Origin of the sequence: Nocardia sp. NPDC006982, assembly GCF_042869435.1 — a bacterium.
GTDB lineage: Bacteria > Actinomycetota > Actinomycetes > Mycobacteriales > Mycobacteriaceae > Nocardia.
The window spans coordinates 1-15,431 of record NZ_JBIAFV010000002.1; the positions used below are offsets into that span (position 1 = coordinate 1).

Consider the following 15,431-nt stretch of genomic DNA (forward strand, 5'->3'; position numbering starts at 1 on the left):
ACCCGACCCAACTGCACTATCCCACCGACGTCCACGACTACAGCACCGCCGACAACGACAACGACAACAGCACCGCCGACAACGACAACGACAACAGCACCGCCGACAACGCCGGTGACAACCATTCCCATCCCCATCCCCCCCGGCGGCGGCGGAGTTATTCCCGTTCTCCCCGGTGGCGGTGGCGGTGTCGGTGGCGGTGTCGGAGTTCTCCCCGTCCCCGTCCCCATCCCGATTCCCATCCCCATACCGATTCCCGGTGGCGGTGCTCCCGGTGGCGGTGCTCCGGGTGGACCGGGTGGACCTGGTGGGGGTGGACCGGGTGAGCAGGGACCGGGTGAGCAGGGACCGGGCGAGGAGGGACCCGGTGAGCAAGGACCCGGCGGTGGCGGGGACGTTCCCGAAGGGTCTCCGGAGACGGGTGGGGGTGGTACTGCCTAGTCTGGGCAATTCGCCGTTTTCCGGCATTGTGTACCGGTAGACAGCGAAAGGTGCTCTAACGAGTGGCCGGGAGGGTTTCACCTCCCGGCCACCGTATGTGGCAGTGTCCCGCCCACAGGACTCCTGATGATCGATATTCGCCGAATGCGCGAAACTCTCGACGCGGCCCGCGCCGCCGAGCTGCCGGTGATCTACTCCCGCTCGGTGACCAGCCCCGCCGGCCCGCTCGCCGCCAACCCCGCGCGGCCCGCCATCCCGTTCCCGCCAGGTTCGGCTACCGGCCCTCAGCCGAGAGGAACGGCAGTGGCGCGCAGAGATCATCGGCTCCCTCGTGCCGGCATCCGGCGACATCGTGCTGGACAAGACACGGCACAGCTTCTTCGCCTACACCGAATCGTATGTGCGGCAAGCGATTCACGACTTCAACGAGAAAGGGGTTCGCGCCTTAGGATCCAAAGCTGAGCAGATTGCGGTCAAGTCTCGATCTCGATGTGGTCGATATCGAGTGCGACGAGAATCGGAAGGGGGAGAGTTCGGCCGTCTGGTCCTCGTGGGCGCACCCGTCGCTGTGTCGGAAAGGCGAGTCCAGCGAAGCGTCGGTAGTCATTGCAGCAGTGCGCGGCGCGCGCCCACCGACCGACGGGGTAGGCAACGTAGTCGTGCCGGCGGATGAGACCGGCGGTGTCGACGTAGAAGGTCTGTCGCCGGGAGTGGGTATGCAGGTCCGGCGGGAAGCTGACCTCGAGGCGTCGCCACCGATCGCCACCTTCGGGCCAGGTATCCCCCTCGGTGACGGTGACTCCTTCGCGAGTCAAAAGCAGAGGTGTCGAGAGGTAGTTCCAGAATGCGTATCCGGCGAAGTATGCGGCATCGAGAGCGTCCCAGCGGAAGTTGCGCCGGAGTCCGCTGAGCCCGATGAACGCGGCGCGGGCGTTCGGCCGGGTGCTGATCGGTTCGCCCTCGCAGGTCTCGATCCGTACGTCACCTCGATTGAACACCGCCTGCTGATCCTGTTGCGGGAAGCCCTGAAAGACGGCGTGCTGTTGTGCCAGCTGCACCCGCACGGTCAGGTTGGTCATTCGGTTTCCGGGGAAGCGCGATCGCAGGAGACCACCAAATCTTCCGTGGGCGGTCAGGGCGGTCACGGCCCGCCACCGCTCGAGGCCGCCATGGGCGGTGAGGACCTCGTCGAGCAGCCCGCTCATGACTGTGCCCCGATCAGCACCGTGGCCAGGACGCGCGGATCGCCGTGGACGCTCGCCCCGGACAGTGCATCGTCGATCGTGATCGCACCGGCGGCCAGTCCCAGAACTGCCTCCGGCTCTGCTTGGAGGATCGTGTCGGGGCGCCGGTCGGGTTGGACACTCACGTGGGGACCGTGCTGGTCGATCCGCACAGTCATGAACAGACCGGCAACTTCGATGCCCAACTCGGCTGGAGGCTCAGCCGTCTTTCCACGGAGCAGCGCTGGGAGTGCGACAGCCAGCCAGCGAGGCTGGAAGGCGTCGTCGCCTTGGCCGCTCACCATCAGCGGGAAGCTCCAGCGGACGAGCGCCTCGACTGTTTCACGCAGCTCACGACCCCACGGTGTCAGGCCATAGACAACGCCTCTCGTCGGGCCCGGCCGCCGCTCGATCACACCGGCGGACTCCAGGCTCCGGAGGCGGTCGGCGAGCAGGTTGGTGGCGATCCCGCCCAGCGACGCCACGAGTTCGCCGTAGCGCCTGGGGCCGGGAAGGAGCTCGCGGACGATCAGCATGCTCCAGCGATCACCCACCACATCCAGTGCGCGCGCCAGACCGCAGAACTGCCCATAGGAGCGACTCGGCTTGAGCTTGACTTCTTCCATAATGCTTGATTTTATCAAGCATAGTCGGATGTCCACCCATGAGAGGGGTTCCCATGTCGGGCTCCGGTCCCGCCGGCCTTTCCACCGCGCCGCTCTCGGCTGCGCTCGCCGCTCTGCGCACCGCGGGGGAAAGGGGCGACGCCGATGCCATCGCCGAGCACTTGGCGCCCGACGTGGTCTTTCACTCCCCGATGACAACGCGACTGCGATTCGAGGGCAGAGAGGAGGTCACCGAACTGCACCGCGATATCTTCGCCGTCCTCGACGATCTCACCACCACCGAACCGCTCGCGGTCGGCGATACGGGATCGTTCACGTTCCGCGCCCGCGTGCGCGGGGTGGACCTCGAAGCCATGAATCTGGTGCGCTGCAACGAACAAGGACAGATCGTCGAGTACACGGTCTTCGTCCGTCCGCTCCCGGCGCTCGCGACGCTGTTCGCAGTACTCCCGCCGCGGGTTTCGGCGAGGCGCCGCGGACAGCTGAAGGGCGCGCTTGCGGCGGTGGCCGCACGACCTCTCGCCTTTGCGCTGCGCACGGCGGACCGTTTGGTACCCGCATTCCTCTGACCGGCACCGTGCAACTGTTAACGATCTCGCAGTGATCGGCTCATCGAGGGCGTCGAACGCCGCCCGTCGTTCGGCGAAATTAGTGGGCAGCGCGGGCAGCCACGGTTGCAGCCTCGGTGGGCCGGCGAGGAAGGCGATGGTCGCCAGCAGGTCGGGCATCGGGACCGCACCGACACCGCCTCGGGGTGACCCCGAGACCGAGCAGGGCTGTGACGGTTCCCTTTCGTTCTGTTTCGTGCCGCTGCCGTGGCCTTGCGGGGGGACGCTGCGCGGTGTCCGGCCGTGTGGCTCGCAAGCCTCAAGTTCCCCGCTTCCGGATCGCCAATAAACCGAAATGTGCAGGTCAAACGGCCTCGCCGCAGCAAAATCCTTACTCCACCTCGCCTGCGTCTTGCCGATGATGTGGGCTTCGGGACTGCCGCGGGCTTGGTTGACATCCGATCAGGGATGAATTGGTTTCCAGTGTCTACTGGCTCAAAGGCGTCGCCGCCAAGGACGACTCGGCCGTCTGGCCCCGATCGGACCCCGAGGATTTTACGCAGTGACCACGTTGAGCTCAGACAGCACGCCTTGGGGGTCGTTGAGGTAGCGGTATCCCTCTATTGGGGGATTGAACTGGCCGAGCACGTTCGCCACGGCATCGCGTTCCGCTGCAGTGACCGGGATCTGGCGCTTGATGAGACTGGCACACAGCACGTCGACGAGCATCGCCCACTCACCGACGTTGCTGTAGGTCCGGTAGCTTTCGACCAGGTCAGAAGGCAGGCGGTCGGCGACGCTCTCGAGGAGGTCTCGCGAGTCCTTGCTCATCTTGTTGAGCCGACGGTTACGGGCTTCGATGGCTTGTGGGTCTCGCGGACGTTTTCGCGCTTCTCGCGCCACCCTGTCCGGATTCATCGCTCTCCTAGCCTATTTGATCGGGTTGCCATTCGCGTCGTTCCGGACTACCCCAGCACCGCCGATGGGATAGCCGGTCACGACTGAGCCGTCGGGAGCGACGATGACCTCGATTTGGACACCGTTGCGGGTGCCGTTGACCTTCCAATTGCCGTTGTCCTGGAGGACTGGCGGCTGGTCCGGGTTCTTCGCGACGTCGACTATTCGGTCGATGATTTGTCGTCTTCCCAGTCATCGGTGTCGGGGAACTCGGTCTTGTTGGGCATTCCAGTCCCGGGCGCGTGCCCACCACCGTTGATGTCGTCGCTCCCGTCGCCGTCGAGGATATGGATCCGCCGTTTTTGAGAGATAGTAATGTTCGCCGGGTTCGGCTTTGCCCCCTCCACCTTGTCCCATTGGTTCTCGCTACTGCCACCATCGGTCAGCTTGACGGTCATTGCCGCGATGCCTTCGAGGGCTGCTTTGGTGCCGCCCTGGGAGAGGTCGGGGATGGCTGAGAACACGCCCGAGCCAGCAGAACTGACGGAGGTGACCGCTTCGTAGATGTGGATGAGGTCACTGGCATGCACGGCAGTGCGGATAACCGCTGCCGCCGCTGTGACGACTTCTGTGGTCACCGCGGCGCCACCAGCGGCGGCAGGCCCAGCTGCAGTACCACCAGTTACGACGGCTAGGACCCCGACGACCGCGATTGTGACGACGATTGATGCGGTGAGCTCCTTGTTGGCGTCGGAGACAGCCTTCTGGATGTCGGAGCGCATCTTGTCGAGAGCTTCGTAATGTCCCTGGACCGGCCCGTATAACGCTTTCGCCGCCTGAGCCAACAGTTCTGCGGCCTTCTGCAGCGTTGACAGTTTCTCTTCGATCGCAATGATGTTCGGGTCGGTGCTGCCGGCAAACTTGGCATTGACACCCTTGATCCGCTCTGCGGCCCCGGTGATAGTCGTGTGCTCGGAGAACGTTTTCCACGCGTCTGCGGCAGTGTGCGACTTGGTGAGGTCCCCGTTGGGGATCTTGCCGACCTTCTCCAGTAGACCCGTGATCGGGCTGTCGATCCCGACTCCGTTGTCTCCCTTGGCAGTAGCGGGGAGGTCCATCCCAGTGTCGTACAGCAGTTCGGACTCTGTTGGACGCGTCGGTTCAGTGCCGCTGGCGGTGGAGCGGTTAGACTGCCACCAGTTGTAGCCGGCGGCGGCAAGCACATCGCCTATCGCTGCAGGGCGTTCGCCAGGGCCGCTGTTAGTTCGACTATATCGCTGGCGTACTGGTCGTACGCGGTGATCCACGCCTCGGACTGCTCGTGGTTGCCAGCCATTCCACCGCACTCATGGACCAACTTGGACAGCAACGGACCCAGCGCGAGAGAGATGTCGCTGGCGAGAAGCTGGCATTTCTTGGCCGCATCGAAGTAGACGCCGGAGTCGATGGTCCATGCTCCCACGGACGTTACCCGCCGTTGAGCATCTGCTTGTTGACCTCGGCAGCGTTGATGTACTTCGCGTGCGCCTGGCGGGCGGCGTCGCTCATGTCGCGGACGCCCTCAGCGAATTCCCGGGCCGCCGCAGCCCATTTCGTGTGGGCCTCGGAATATGCCTGGGCTGCAACACCTTCCCAGCCCGTGCCGGTACGCCCCCACGATGACCAGGCGTTTTTCAGTTGCCCATGTTTTGTGTGCCCTGCCGAGGGCACAAGAAATCTCCAGGCCAGGGTGTGAGGACGAGTTTGCCTCGGATGCCGCCCGATTCGGCTAGTCGATGCGCGGCGGCGACGTCGGCCAGCGACATGACGCGATCGATATGCACGTTTATCCGGCCGTCGACAACCAATCGTGCGATCGCGGCCAGGTCGTTGGGCGATGGGCGTCCGGTTACCTGTCGGCTGCGGGGGTCGCCTGTGGCGTCGGAGTCCTGGGCGGTGATGTATCGACCGCGGGGTCCGAGCACCCGCAGCGAGCGCGTGCCGTACTCGCCGCCGACCAGGTCGAGCACAACGTCCACATCCTTGATCGCGGTATTGAAATCGACTGTCGTGTAATCGATTACCGTGTCGGCGCCGAGCGCGGCCACGAATTCGTGGTTGATGGCACGAGCGGTGCCGATCACTGAGGCGCCACGCAGCGCGGCGAACTGCACGGCCAGATGCCCGACTCCGCCCGCGGCGGCGTGGATCAGGATGCGCTCACCACCTTGCAGCTCGGCCAATTCCAGCGCCTGCCAAGCAGTCAGCCCGGCGGTCGGTAAGGCAGCCGCCTGCACGACGTCGAGGCCCGACGGCAGCGGCGCCAGCGAGTCGGCGCGGGCAACGACGTATTCGCTGTAGGCGCCGGTGCGGCTGAAGATCATGCCGAAAACCTCGTCGCCCGACTGGAATCCGGTGACATCCGTACCGATCTCGGTCACCGTGCCGCACACGTCGAATCCGAGCGTGAACGGCGGCGGACCCAAATGGGTCACGTGCCCGGACCGCAGTTTCCAGTCCACCGGGTTGACCGCGGTCGCCCGCAGGCGCAACAGCACCTCCCCCGGCCGCGGCGACGGACGCGGCACCTCGATGGTTCGCAGTACCTCCGGACCACCCAGGCTGCGCTGAGCGACGGCCTTCATGAGCGTCATGGCTGCTCCGATCCGTTTTCTGGCGCGGTGCGGGGTTCGACTTCGTCGAGGAATCTCTCGACCAGCGCGATCGATTCGGCATGACCGGTGTAGGTGCCGAAGGTCTCCTCGAGATGTGCCATCCGCGGGATTGCGGACATCAGGAACAGCAGCGCCGCGGGTGGAATCTCGGTGCCGGACAGGCGATATCGCGGTACCGTCCGGTCGAGGATCGCGAGCAGAGTCTGCCGCACGCGCTCACCACCCGCACCGATCACCGGACCGATGCCCTTGCGATGGTTGGCCAGCGCCATGAATTCCAGCAGCATCGCGGTGCCGGCCGTATCGTTCGCGTACTCCCAGATTTCCCGCAGGGGCCGACCGGATTCGCCGACCGCGGCCAGACGCTGCACGGTGTGGTCGGTCCACCGAGTCAGGACCGCGATGAACAACTCCTCCGGCGTCGGGAAGTAGTACTGCACCAGCCCCGGCGCCACACCGGCCCGGCTCGCGACACCCCGATGGGTCACGGCCGCATAGCCGTTTTCGAGCATGAGCTCGCCGGCCGCCCGCACGATCTCCGTACGGGTCTGCGAGCTCCGCGAGCCCACTCCCCGCCGCGCTGCCATCACACCTCCACCGACGCCGGAGCATCTCTATTGCGAGAATCTACCTCTCAAGTATTGAATATCCTATTCTTATACGGTTGAACAATAAGAAGGGACCATCGTGACCGTCACCATCCACGCAGCGAAACCGATCATCGGCGCCGAAATGCCGCACCGCACCGTCCCGTTCGAGCCGACCTCGCGGCGGCTCGTGCACCACACCCTCGCCCACAGCGAAGCGGTCGTCTGACATGGGAGCGGAATCCGATATCGAGGGCCTGCAGCGGCGTATTCGCTACCTCGAAGACCGGACGGAAATCCTCGACTGCATCGCCCGCCACGCCCGCGGCTGCGATCGGCACGACGCCGAGCTACTCAGCAGCGCCTACCACCCCGACGCCACCGACAAACACGGCAACACCATCAACACCGGCACCGACTACGCGGACTGGGCCAACGCCGTGCACGCCGCCACCTCGCAGGCGCACACCCACAACATCACCACCCACACCTGCGACATCGACGGCGACATCGCCCACTGCGAAAGTTATTCGATCGTCGTACTACTCGGCATAGACGGCCGCACCGCACAACTCGTGAGCGGCCGCTACCTCGACCGGCTGGAACGCCGAAACGGCCACTGGCGCATCGCATTACGACGCTCCACCGTCGAGGTCATGTGCACCGCCGACGCCAGGGTGCTGCAATCACCGTTCTTCACCGACCAGGGCTACCTCCAGGGCCGCCGCGACACCACCGACCCGTCCTACCGAACCATGTCTTGACAGCGTGCGAACGTAGGCGGAGCCTGATGACCGCGGTGCTGAATCGGCAGTTCGCGGCAGTGGAGCGCACGCTCGTGGCGGCGGTCGCGGAGACCGAGGGCAAGCCGTTCGGTGCGCAGGTGCAGCGGTTCCTGCGTGCGGGGAGCAGCGAACTCGGGCGGATCGGCGCGGTGGTCTACCAGCGGCTCGACCAGCTGTTCCACGATGGACACCGGCGGGGACTGCTGTCGGCTCCGCCGGAACTGCTGGGCGAGATCACCCGCGGCGCGGTCGAGCGGCTGCTGAACTCGCAGTTACCACGCGAACTCGACTGCAGTGCGGCCGATCTGCTGGGGACGACCGTCGACACAGTGCTCTACGAGGCTATCCGCCCCGGGATCGAACACGAGAAAGGCTCCTGACCGAGACCCACTTCTACCGGAAGGACATCTCATGAAAATCGCAGTCATCGGCACCGGACTCATCGGCTCCCAGGTCGTACAGGAGCTCACCGCGGCCGGACACGATGCGACCGGGCACTCGCGGTCGACCGGGATCGATCTCCTCACCGGCGACGGGCTCGACGACGCGCTGCGCGGCGCCGAGGTCGTCGTCGACGTGGCCAACTCGCCGACCTTCGACGAGGCCTCCCTCGACTTCTTCCGCACGACAGTGCCCCACCTCTTGACCGCCGCGCAGGCCGCAGGTGTCCGGCACATCGTGACGCTGTCGATCGTCGGTGTCGACCAGGTGCCCGACCTCGTCTACTACCGGGCCAAGACCCTGCAGGAGGACCTGGTCGAGGCCGGTCCGATCCCGTACTCGATCGTGCGCGCGACGCAGTTCATGGAATTCGTGGTGGCGTCGCTGGACTGGACCACCGACGGTGATGTCGTGCGCCTGCCCGCCACTGCGATTCAGCCCATCAGCTCCGCCGAGGTCGCGGCCGCTGTCGCCGAGGTCGCCGCGGGTGCTCCGCTGCGGGGCACACGCAATATCGGCGGCCCCGAAGTCTTCCCGCTCGATGAGCTGGGCCGCATCACACTGGAGATGACCGGCGACAACCGCCGTGTCGTCACCGACGAGTCCGCAGGCCTGTTCGCAGCGGTAAAAGGCGATGTGCTCACCGCGCCCGAAGGTGCCCACCTCGCCACCACGCACTTCCGGGACTGGCTGCGGTCACGCTGACCCGACGAGCTCTTCGGAGGCAGACATGCCGAGCGTTCGACAGGAGGGGAGGATCGCCCTCATCACCGGCGCGAGCAGGGGGATCGGCGCGGCCACTGCCCGGTTGCTCGCCTCGCGAGGGATGCGGGTCGTCATCAACTACCGCAGCAGCCGCGACGAGGCCGACGACGTGGTCGCGTCGATCGTGTCCGCAGGCGGCCGGGCAATGGCGGTGCGGGCGGACGTGCGCGACGAGTCCGCCGTGCGCGACATGGTCGAGCAGGTCCGGGCCGCCATGGGCGAAGTCGAGGTCCTGATCCACAACGCCCTGATCCCCTACGCGGTCAAGTCGTTCGACGAGATCTCGTGGGACGAACTCGGCGGCAAACTGGAACAGGAGATGCGCGCTGCCTTCCTGATGACCAAGGCCGTCGTCCCCGGCATGACCAAGTGCGGCTACGGCCGGATCGTCTACCTCGGCACCGTGCTGAGCCGACGACCGCGTGCGGGCATGATCGCGCTCGGCACTTCGAAGGCGGCCCTGAGCCAGTTCGCCCGTTACGTCGCGCAGGAACTGGGGCCGCAAGGGATCACGGTCAACGTCGTGGCCCCGGGGCCGGTGGGTGAGACCACCATGGTCAACACCGTCCTCGAGCAGGAACACCAGCAGCACCAGGCAGCCCAGACGGCGCTGGGCCGCATCGCCACCCCCGACGACGTGGCCCGGGCCGTCGCCTTCTACGCCGGCGACGACAGCGGATTCATCACCGGCATCACCGCGCCGGTCAACGGCGGAATGGCCATGGACTGACAGGACTTCGAAAGGAGGGCGCACGTGCACACCATCGACCTGACCTATGTCGGGCTGGGAATCCACGAAGAACTGGTCGCCTACGTCGCAGACCAGCAGGACTACTACCGGCAGGAGGGAGTCCACGTCGCGCTGCGCGACGGATGCGCCTGGGACGGTGAACGGGTCCGGCGGACCGCCACGATCGGTCTGGGCCGGGCGGTGCTATCTCGCGTGACCGGCGGCATCCCGTGGACGGTGTTGTGCGTCAACACCGACCGGCCGCTGTTCTGGCTGCTCGCCCGCGACGCCTACGCGTCGCTCGAGGAGCTGAAGGACCGCAGGATCGGCATCCACCCGCCGACCACCGCTCCTGGATGCTTCTCCCGCATCGTGCTCAGGAAACACGGGCTGGATCCGGACCACGACGTCCAGTCGGTCGTCATGCGACCGGGTGACTACAGCCGCCACCTGCGCGAGCTCGCCGAGGGCTCCCTGGACGCGGCGTTCGTCGGCAGCACCCTGGCGCCCGAGGTCACGGCCCGCCAGCACGGCCTGCGCCTGCTGGCCTTCGTCGGAGACCACTTCCGGATCCCCACGGTGGGCGTCGCCGTGGACCCCACCCACATCGCGACGGATGATCCGGCGCTTCTGGCCCTTGTGCGGGCCAACCGCCGGGCCCTGCGCACCATCCACGACGAGCCGGATCTCGCCGTTCGGTACGTCAACGCCCTCATCCCGAGCCTCGCCGAGACCGAGGCCCGCCGGTATTACGAACGCTACCTCGCACCGTATTTCACCGCCGACGGCCGCCACGATCCGTCCGTTGCGGCCCAGGCGATATCGAGCGTGGCGGAGGAACTCGGCGTGGCCACCGTGCCCGATGCGGCCGACATCTATCACACCGAACCAGCCGAGCAGTCCGCAGCGTAGCCGTCGGAGGGGCTGGCGAGGCGCGCGCTCTGAACTATCCTGCTCGACCCTGACGGATGTCCCGAGGACTCGCGTCGTAGCACTGACGGAAGGCGGTGGCCGAGCGAAGCCGAGTCCCAGGGGATGTCGGCGATGCTCCAGTGCCGGTATGCCGGATTCCGCAGGCGCAGTTGGGCGAGACGCAGGCGTTCTTGCTTGATGAGTTCGCGAGTAGTCCTGCCTGCGTGCTGGAGCGCGAGCTGGATTTGGCGCGGGGACCACCGAGGGCGCGGGCGATGGTGATGCACTACAGATTTCGCGGCTCGACCGGTCGGCGTGCTATGTGAGGACCGAAAATTCGCACCCACCGGAAAACGGGTACCGGGCACACGGCCCGGTACCCGTTACTCGTTCATCGGTTCAGTTGAAACGCGCCGCGAGGATCGGCGCGTCGGCATTGCGGAGATCGCCCGCGAGACACGCCCCCGCCATTGCCATGGCATTGCCGATCGGACCTTGTTCGACCACCAGATGGCCACCCGCGCCGGGGCCGTCGGTAATGGTCACGGTGTTGGACATCGACCTGGCGACACCACCCGGCACGTGCCACGGCCCGCTGATCCGGCTGACCGCGCCGTTGGACCAGTTGATCTTGCCGTCGATCTGACCGTCGGCACCGTTGCAGCTACCGGTTCCACTGAAGGTGCCGCTGACCGCGGCCTCGGACGCGGGTGCGCCCGCGCAACCGGTGAGATTGCCGTTCCAGGTGGCCGTGGTCGGCGCGACCGACATCCCGAGCGGGCTGGTGTTGTAACTGAATTGGCCGCCGGAGCAGCCGCCGGCAATCGGCTCGGCCGCGGCCTGCTGGGTGCCGACCAATGCGGCGGCGAGTGCGGCGACTGCGACCGAAGCTGTAGCGATCTTCCGGGAAATTGCCATGACGAATACCTTCTCCTTTTGATCGAACTGATCTGATGGAGCAGCTGACGACAAGCAAACGCCAAGATCGTAGACGGCGCGTGCGACGCAGGCTAATCAGCCCACACACATTCCCCGGGATATGCCCGTCGGGCATAGGTATTGTTCGGGTTGACGGTGATAACGTCACACGCCCGCACAAGTTCTTCCGGTCGATCGTCCAAATGCGCGAGATTCGGCATGATCACCGCTTCCGCGTCCGTCTTGCGGATGACCTCGCGCAATGCCGCGAGAATATGCGTGCCCGCACCTTCCAGCCGCACGATCTCGGCGAGGTCATATCCGTATCGCATTGCCAACTTGCGGATCTGGGCAATGTCCCAGTCCATCGCATCGCCCGACACGTCTTGACGAAGGTATCCGATCGCGGTCGGCGTCGGCCTCATCGACTTGCCTCGTTCCGTCGTGTACCAGATCTTCTGATGCTCGATCCATACAGGTCGGGTGCAGCTACCGTCGTTGGCGCCCCGCCATCGCACACTGTCACAGCAAATATAAAGCAACCGTAGCAATTTCTCCCGCCGAATACAACAGGAACGTATGTTCTCGACACCGAAAGTCGTGCGGTCGAACCGATTCCACATGATTTACAAGATCTGCCACTATGCACCGGTGGAGGCATTCGTCGGTATGGCCCTGGAGAATCCCACCCCGGTGGCGGCTGATTCTCGCCACCCCGGGCGGGGCTCCCAGGGAATACCGTGAGGCACTACGCAATTCGCGCGCCATCATTCTCGACCACGCCCAGGCATTGGTGCGCATGGGCTTGGCGCTCGAACCCCGCTGGGCGGGTGTGGATGCCGCGCTGCTCGCCAATTCGCTGCTGACCGTTGCCGAGATGCTCGGCAGTCAGCGATCCCGCGCACTATCCACCGGAACGCCTCCAGAGCTTTCCGCACACGCTGTCCGTTTGATGATGGGCGTGCCTCCCGAATAGTTCAGCGACCGGCGGCCTTGGCGAGGTGCTCGGGATAGCGCGCACCGGCGAACGCGGTGGCAGGGGCAGCGGCATCGATGCGAGCGAGATCGTCTGCGGTCAGGGTGATCTCGGCGGCGGCGACATTCTCCTCGAGGTAAGTGCGGCGCTTGGTGCCCGGAATCGGAACCACATCGTCGCCGCGGCTGTGCACCCAGGCGAGCGCCAATTGTCCTGCAGTAATGCCCTTTTCGGCGGCCAGCTCGCGCAGCGCCGCGACGATGGCCAGATTGCTGTCGAGGTTGTCCCCGGCGAATCGCGGTAGCCGGCGGCGCAAATCATCGGCGGGCAGATCTGCGGTGGAGATGATCGCGCCGGTCAGGAAACCGCGGCCGAGCGGTGAGAAGGGCACGATGCCGATGCCGAGTTCACGACAGGTCGGCAGCACCTCGGCCTCGATATCCCTTGTCCACAGCGACCATTCACTCTGCAGGGCGGTCACCGGATGGACCGCGTGCGCGCCGCGGATGGTCGCCGCCGATGCCTCCGAGATGCCGAGATAGCGAACCTTGCCCGCCTGCACCAACTCCGACAGCGCGCCCCAGGTCTCCTCGATGGGGACATTCGGATCGACGCGGTGCTGGTAGTAGAGGTCGATGTGGTCGACACCGAGCCGGGCCAGCGAAGCGTCACAGCTCTGCTTGACGTATGCGGCGTCACCACGGGCGCCCATGCTCCCGTCCTCGCCCCACACGATGCCGAATTTGGTCGCAAGCACCACCCGATCGCGGCGGTCGGCGATGGCCTTGCCGACCAAGCGCTCGTTGGTCTCCGGGCCGTAGACATTTGCGGTGTCGAGCAGCGTCACGCCCAGATCCAGCGCACGGTGGATGGTGGCGATGGATTCGTCGTCGTTATCGCGCACGCCGTAGGCCTGGCTCATACCCATGCAGCCCAGACCCTGTGCACCGACGGTCAACTGGCCGAGTTTCCTGGTCGGAATCATGCGGGGCTCTCCTCCTTGGTCGACGATCTCGTCATCGACGCTACGACCTGGAGAGCGCTCCAAGTCAAATGCAAGGAGTTCGGTCAGTTCGCGAATGCGCCCATGACGACCGGTGCGACGAACTGCTCCAGCATGACCCGCTCATCGGCCTCGTCGCGACCGGGCGCGGTGAGCAGCGACATAATGATACGAGCCAACCAGCGGGCGAGCCGGAAGCGGTCCGGATCGGCCGTCGGCGGCAGCAGCCCGGCCGCTATGGCCTCGATGACCTCCGATGACTGACCGATTTCATTGGCAATGCCCGCGTCGCCCGCGGTGAACCACGCGATCAGAGTCGGGGCGGCACGGACCTCGCGCAGCGATGCGAGCATGACCGCGACAATGCGCTCGCCCGGATCGGTTATCTCCCGAGTTCGCTCGGCGACCGCCGCGCCGACTCGACGAGCTTCGCGGTGCACGAACGCGATTCGCAACGCTTGGCGGTTCGGGAAATAGCGATACAGGGTGGCGCGCGAGCAGCCCGCGGCCTTCGCGACATCGCCCATCCCGGTATTCGTGACCCCGCGCTCGACGAACAACTGCGCGGCCGCGTCGAGAATTTGCTCAGCCGCGATATCGGCGCGCTTGGGGCGCAACCAATCTCCGGTCATGCGATCACCCGGAACGGCACACGATCCGGCCAGCGCACATAACTGCCAGGGGCGTAACGCACCCGGTCGATGTCCACGACGAAATCCGGGCAGCGCGCGAGCAGTTCCTCCAGCGCGACGCACGCGACCATGCGCGCGGCGGCTGCGCCGAGACAGTGATGGTTACCGTGACTGAAGGTCAGGATCTGTTTGGGACGCCGACGTACATCGAGTTCGCTTGCATCGGGACCGAATTCGCGTTCGTCCCGGTTCGCCGAGGCATACAGCAGCAGCACCCGACGTCCGGCCGCGATGGTGGTGCCGTGAATCTCGATGCCGCGCACCATGGTTCGCGCCAAACCCTGCACCGGCGAGGTGAGCCGCAAGAACTCCTCGACCGCATCAGGGATGAGCGACGGATCCTCGATCAGCAGCCGCCGCTGATCCGGACGCTCGGTCAGCAATTGCACCGCACCGCCGAGATTACCTGTGGTGGTGTCGTTTCCGCCGGTGATCATGGTGAAGGCGAAGCCGAGAATCGAGATGATGCCCGCATAGTCGCCATCAGCGCCGAGGCCGGAAGCTACCAGATGCGAGATCGTATCGTCGGCGGGTTCGGCGCGACGGCGTTCGATCAAATGGGTGAAGTACTGCATCAATTCGCCGATGGCCTCCTGGGCATCGAGCGGACTGCCGCCTGCCGAGGCGGTCATGATGAGATCGGTCCACTCGTCGAATTTCGGCCGATCCGGTTCCGGCACACCGAGATAGTGCGCGACCACCATGCTCGGCAGCGGCTTGAAAAGTTCGACGACGATATCGCCCTCGCCCGCCGCCCGCAGCCGTTCGATTCGCTCGACGACGAACGCGCGTACCTGCGGTTCGACCGATCGCACCTGCCGCGGCGTGAAGCCTTTCATGACCTGTCTGCGGAAGGTGGTGTGATCCGGCGGATCGGTGAAGACGAACGGCCGCGGTTCGGGCAGCCCGATCTCGGCGAGGTCGTGGTAGTCGACGGTCAGGCCGCCCGCCGACGAGAAGGTCGCGACGTCCCGCGCCGCCGCATATACATCCGAATAGCGGGACAGGACGAAGTAGTCGCTCGCCGGATCATCCTGGGGCACAACGTGGTGCACGGGGTCGTGCGCGCGCAGTTCGGCATACATCGGCCACGGGTCGCGCCAAGTCTCCGCGGATCTCAATTCGAAATGCGGTCGGTGAGACAACTCTGTCGTCATGATCCGAGCATAAGACAAAAGACTAGAACTGTCTAGAACGCGTTCTACATCGTTCAGCGGGAAGCCTGCACCACTT

General features: G+C 65.5%; 22 protein-coding genes. 8 read left to right on the forward strand and 14 right to left on the reverse strand.

All coding sequences use genetic code 11. The features are described 5' to 3' along the window. Positions 1-914 precede the first annotated feature (914 nt). Together ACFYOW_RS08975 and ACFYOW_RS08980 are read right to left on the reverse strand one after the other, a co-directional pair. Positions 915-1,646, reverse strand: a complete 732-nt coding sequence (locus ACFYOW_RS08975; protein ID WP_387286108.1) for a hypothetical protein — start codon at positions 1,644-1,646, stop codon at positions 915-917. Further along, a complete protein-coding gene (locus ACFYOW_RS08980) occupies positions 1,643-2,290 on the reverse strand; it encodes a winged helix-turn-helix transcriptional regulator (protein WP_387286110.1) in 648 nt (215 codons plus the stop codon). The genes ACFYOW_RS08975 and ACFYOW_RS08980 overlap by 4 nt, the downstream gene beginning before the upstream one ends. A 53-nt stretch (positions 2,291-2,343) precedes the next feature. Here ACFYOW_RS08980 and ACFYOW_RS08985 point away from each other — a divergent pair, with 53 nt between their 5' ends. Next, complete coding sequence (locus ACFYOW_RS08985; RefSeq protein WP_387286112.1) at positions 2,344-2,859, forward strand: nuclear transport factor 2 family protein; 516 nt, start codon at positions 2,344-2,346, stop codon at positions 2,857-2,859. Positions 2,860-3,393: 534 nt separating this feature from the next. On the opposite strand, the gene ACFYOW_RS08990 is transcribed toward ACFYOW_RS08985, so the two are convergent. From ACFYOW_RS08990 to ACFYOW_RS09020, 7 genes are read right to left on the reverse strand one after another with little or no spacing between them, the layout of a single operon-like run. Then, positions 3,394-3,756, reverse strand: coding sequence for a hypothetical protein (locus ACFYOW_RS08990; protein WP_387286114.1), 363 nt, complete (start codon positions 3,754-3,756; stop codon positions 3,394-3,396). Between the two features lie 12 nt (positions 3,757-3,768). Further along, the gene (locus tag ACFYOW_RS08995; protein WP_387287409.1) at positions 3,769-3,987 is read right to left on the reverse strand and encodes an EndoU domain-containing protein; all 219 of its coding nucleotides are present in this window, start codon (positions 3,985-3,987) and stop codon (positions 3,769-3,771) included. Next, positions 3,957-4,958, reverse strand: a complete 1,002-nt coding sequence (locus tag ACFYOW_RS09000; RefSeq protein ID WP_387286116.1) for a hypothetical protein — start codon at positions 4,956-4,958, stop codon at positions 3,957-3,959. Before ACFYOW_RS09000 ends, ACFYOW_RS08995 begins: the two co-directional genes overlap by 31 nt. Before the next feature lie 5 nt (positions 4,959-4,963). Further along, the gene (locus ACFYOW_RS09005; RefSeq protein ID WP_387286118.1) at positions 4,964-5,197 is read right to left on the reverse strand and encodes a hypothetical protein; all 234 of its coding nucleotides are present in this window, start codon (positions 5,195-5,197) and stop codon (positions 4,964-4,966) included. A 5-nt stretch (positions 5,198-5,202) separates the two neighbouring features. Beyond that, complete coding sequence (locus ACFYOW_RS09010) at positions 5,203-5,445, reverse strand: WXG100 family type VII secretion target (protein WP_387286120.1); 243 nt, start codon at positions 5,443-5,445, stop codon at positions 5,203-5,205. Then, on the reverse strand, positions 5,409-6,368 hold the full coding sequence (locus tag ACFYOW_RS09015) for an NADP-dependent oxidoreductase (RefSeq protein WP_387286121.1): 960 nt from the start codon (positions 6,366-6,368) through the stop codon (positions 5,409-5,411). Before ACFYOW_RS09015 ends, ACFYOW_RS09010 begins: the two co-directional genes overlap by 37 nt. Then, positions 6,365-6,976, reverse strand: a complete 612-nt coding sequence (locus ACFYOW_RS09020) for a TetR/AcrR family transcriptional regulator (RefSeq protein ID WP_387286123.1) — start codon at positions 6,974-6,976, stop codon at positions 6,365-6,367. Before ACFYOW_RS09020 ends, ACFYOW_RS09015 begins: the two co-directional genes overlap by 4 nt. A 100-nt stretch (positions 6,977-7,076) precedes the next feature. On the opposite strand from ACFYOW_RS09020, the gene ACFYOW_RS09025 reads away from it, so the two are divergent. Genes ACFYOW_RS09025 through ACFYOW_RS09050 form a run of 6 tightly spaced genes read left to right on the forward strand, consistent with a single transcriptional unit; the run spans position 7,077 to position 10,609 of the window. Then, complete coding sequence (locus ACFYOW_RS09025; RefSeq protein WP_387286125.1) at positions 7,077-7,205, forward strand: hypothetical protein; 129 nt, start codon at positions 7,077-7,079, stop codon at positions 7,203-7,205. Between the two features lies 1 nt (position 7,206). Continuing rightward, positions 7,207-7,740, forward strand: coding sequence for a nuclear transport factor 2 family protein (locus tag ACFYOW_RS09030; protein ID WP_387286126.1), 534 nt, complete (start codon positions 7,207-7,209; stop codon positions 7,738-7,740). Positions 7,741-7,766: 26 nt separating this feature from the next. Then, positions 7,767-8,141, forward strand: a complete 375-nt coding sequence (locus ACFYOW_RS09035; protein WP_387286128.1) for a hypothetical protein — start codon at positions 7,767-7,769, stop codon at positions 8,139-8,141. Between the two features lie 31 nt (positions 8,142-8,172). Next, on the forward strand, positions 8,173-8,907 hold the full coding sequence (locus ACFYOW_RS09040; RefSeq protein WP_387286129.1) for an SDR family oxidoreductase: 735 nt from the start codon (positions 8,173-8,175) through the stop codon (positions 8,905-8,907). A gap of 25 nt (positions 8,908-8,932) precedes the next feature. Beyond that, positions 8,933-9,697 carry an SDR family NAD(P)-dependent oxidoreductase gene (locus ACFYOW_RS09045; RefSeq protein ID WP_387286131.1) on the forward strand — a complete coding sequence of 255 codons (765 nt, stop codon included), beginning with the start codon at positions 8,933-8,935 and terminating at the stop codon, positions 9,695-9,697. 24 nt (positions 9,698-9,721) lie between these two features. Beyond that, positions 9,722-10,609 (forward strand): ABC transporter substrate-binding protein, encoded by an 888-nt coding sequence (locus ACFYOW_RS09050; RefSeq protein ID WP_387286133.1) that lies wholly within the window; start codon positions 9,722-9,724, stop codon positions 10,607-10,609. 399 nt (positions 10,610-11,008) lie between these two features. Here the strand turns inward: ACFYOW_RS09050 and ACFYOW_RS09055 are convergent, their stop codons facing one another. Next, positions 11,009-11,527, reverse strand: a complete 519-nt coding sequence (locus tag ACFYOW_RS09055; protein WP_387286135.1) for a hypothetical protein — start codon at positions 11,525-11,527, stop codon at positions 11,009-11,011. A gap of 92 nt (positions 11,528-11,619) precedes the next feature. Next, the gene (locus ACFYOW_RS09060) at positions 11,620-11,952 is read right to left on the reverse strand and encodes a hypothetical protein (RefSeq protein ID WP_387286137.1); all 333 of its coding nucleotides are present in this window, start codon (positions 11,950-11,952) and stop codon (positions 11,620-11,622) included. Between the two features lie 218 nt (positions 11,953-12,170). On the opposite strand from ACFYOW_RS09060, the gene ACFYOW_RS09065 reads away from it, so the two are divergent. Then, positions 12,171-12,503, forward strand: a complete 333-nt coding sequence (locus ACFYOW_RS09065; protein WP_387286139.1) for a hypothetical protein — start codon at positions 12,171-12,173, stop codon at positions 12,501-12,503. Position 12,504: 1 nt separating this feature from the next. Here ACFYOW_RS09065 and ACFYOW_RS09070 read toward each other — a convergent pair whose 3' ends face one another. From ACFYOW_RS09070 to ACFYOW_RS09080, 3 genes are all read right to left on the reverse strand, one after another. After that, on the reverse strand, positions 12,505-13,488 hold the full coding sequence (locus ACFYOW_RS09070) for an aldo/keto reductase (protein WP_387286140.1): 984 nt from the start codon (positions 13,486-13,488) through the stop codon (positions 12,505-12,507). An 83-nt stretch (positions 13,489-13,571) separates the two neighbouring features. Next, positions 13,572-14,138 (reverse strand): TetR/AcrR family transcriptional regulator, encoded by a 567-nt coding sequence (locus tag ACFYOW_RS09075; RefSeq protein WP_387286142.1) that lies wholly within the window; start codon positions 14,136-14,138, stop codon positions 13,572-13,574. Next, positions 14,135-15,355, reverse strand: coding sequence for a cytochrome P450 (locus tag ACFYOW_RS09080; protein ID WP_387286143.1), 1,221 nt, complete (start codon positions 15,353-15,355; stop codon positions 14,135-14,137). Before ACFYOW_RS09080 ends, ACFYOW_RS09075 begins: the two co-directional genes overlap by 4 nt. Positions 15,356-15,431: the final 76 nt, after the last annotated feature.

Excerpts from the sequence above, each read along its gene's own strand:
- ACFYOW_RS08975 (WP_387286108.1), bottom strand. The coding sequence starts at position 1,646 with ATGAGCGGGCTGCTCGACGAGGTCCTCACCGCCCATGGCGGCCTCGAG.
- ACFYOW_RS08980 (WP_387286110.1), bottom strand. The coding sequence starts at position 2,290 with ATGGAAGAAGTCAAGCTCAAGCCGAGTCGCTCCTATGGGCAGTTCTGC.
- ACFYOW_RS08985 (WP_387286112.1), top strand. The coding sequence starts at position 2,344 with ATGTCGGGCTCCGGTCCCGCCGGCCTTTCCACCGCGCCGCTCTCGGCT.
- ACFYOW_RS08990 (WP_387286114.1), bottom strand. The coding sequence starts at position 3,756 with ATGAATCCGGACAGGGTGGCGCGAGAAGCGCGAAAACGTCCGCGAGAC.
- ACFYOW_RS09015 (WP_387286121.1), bottom strand. The coding sequence starts at position 6,368 with ATGACGCTCATGAAGGCCGTCGCTCAGCGCAGCCTGGGTGGTCCGGAG.
- ACFYOW_RS09020 (WP_387286123.1), bottom strand. The coding sequence starts at position 6,976 with ATGGCAGCGCGGCGGGGAGTGGGCTCGCGGAGCTCGCAGACCCGTACG.
- ACFYOW_RS09030 (WP_387286126.1), top strand. The coding sequence starts at position 7,207 with ATGGGAGCGGAATCCGATATCGAGGGCCTGCAGCGGCGTATTCGCTAC.
- ACFYOW_RS09035 (WP_387286128.1), top strand. The coding sequence starts at position 7,767 with ATGACCGCGGTGCTGAATCGGCAGTTCGCGGCAGTGGAGCGCACGCTC.
- ACFYOW_RS09040 (WP_387286129.1), top strand. The coding sequence starts at position 8,173 with ATGAAAATCGCAGTCATCGGCACCGGACTCATCGGCTCCCAGGTCGTA.
- ACFYOW_RS09045 (WP_387286131.1), top strand. The coding sequence starts at position 8,933 with ATGCCGAGCGTTCGACAGGAGGGGAGGATCGCCCTCATCACCGGCGCG.
- ACFYOW_RS09055 (WP_387286135.1), bottom strand. The coding sequence starts at position 11,527 with ATGGCAATTTCCCGGAAGATCGCTACAGCTTCGGTCGCAGTCGCCGCA.
- ACFYOW_RS09060 (WP_387286137.1), bottom strand. The coding sequence starts at position 11,952 with ATGAGGCCGACGCCGACCGCGATCGGATACCTTCGTCAAGACGTGTCG.
- ACFYOW_RS09065 (WP_387286139.1), top strand. The coding sequence starts at position 12,171 with ATGCACCGGTGGAGGCATTCGTCGGTATGGCCCTGGAGAATCCCACCC.
- ACFYOW_RS09070 (WP_387286140.1), bottom strand. The coding sequence starts at position 13,488 with ATGATTCCGACCAGGAAACTCGGCCAGTTGACCGTCGGTGCACAGGGT.
- ACFYOW_RS09075 (WP_387286142.1), bottom strand. The coding sequence starts at position 14,138 with ATGACCGGAGATTGGTTGCGCCCCAAGCGCGCCGATATCGCGGCTGAG.
- ACFYOW_RS09080 (WP_387286143.1), bottom strand. The coding sequence starts at position 15,355 with ATGACGACAGAGTTGTCTCACCGACCGCATTTCGAATTGAGATCCGCG.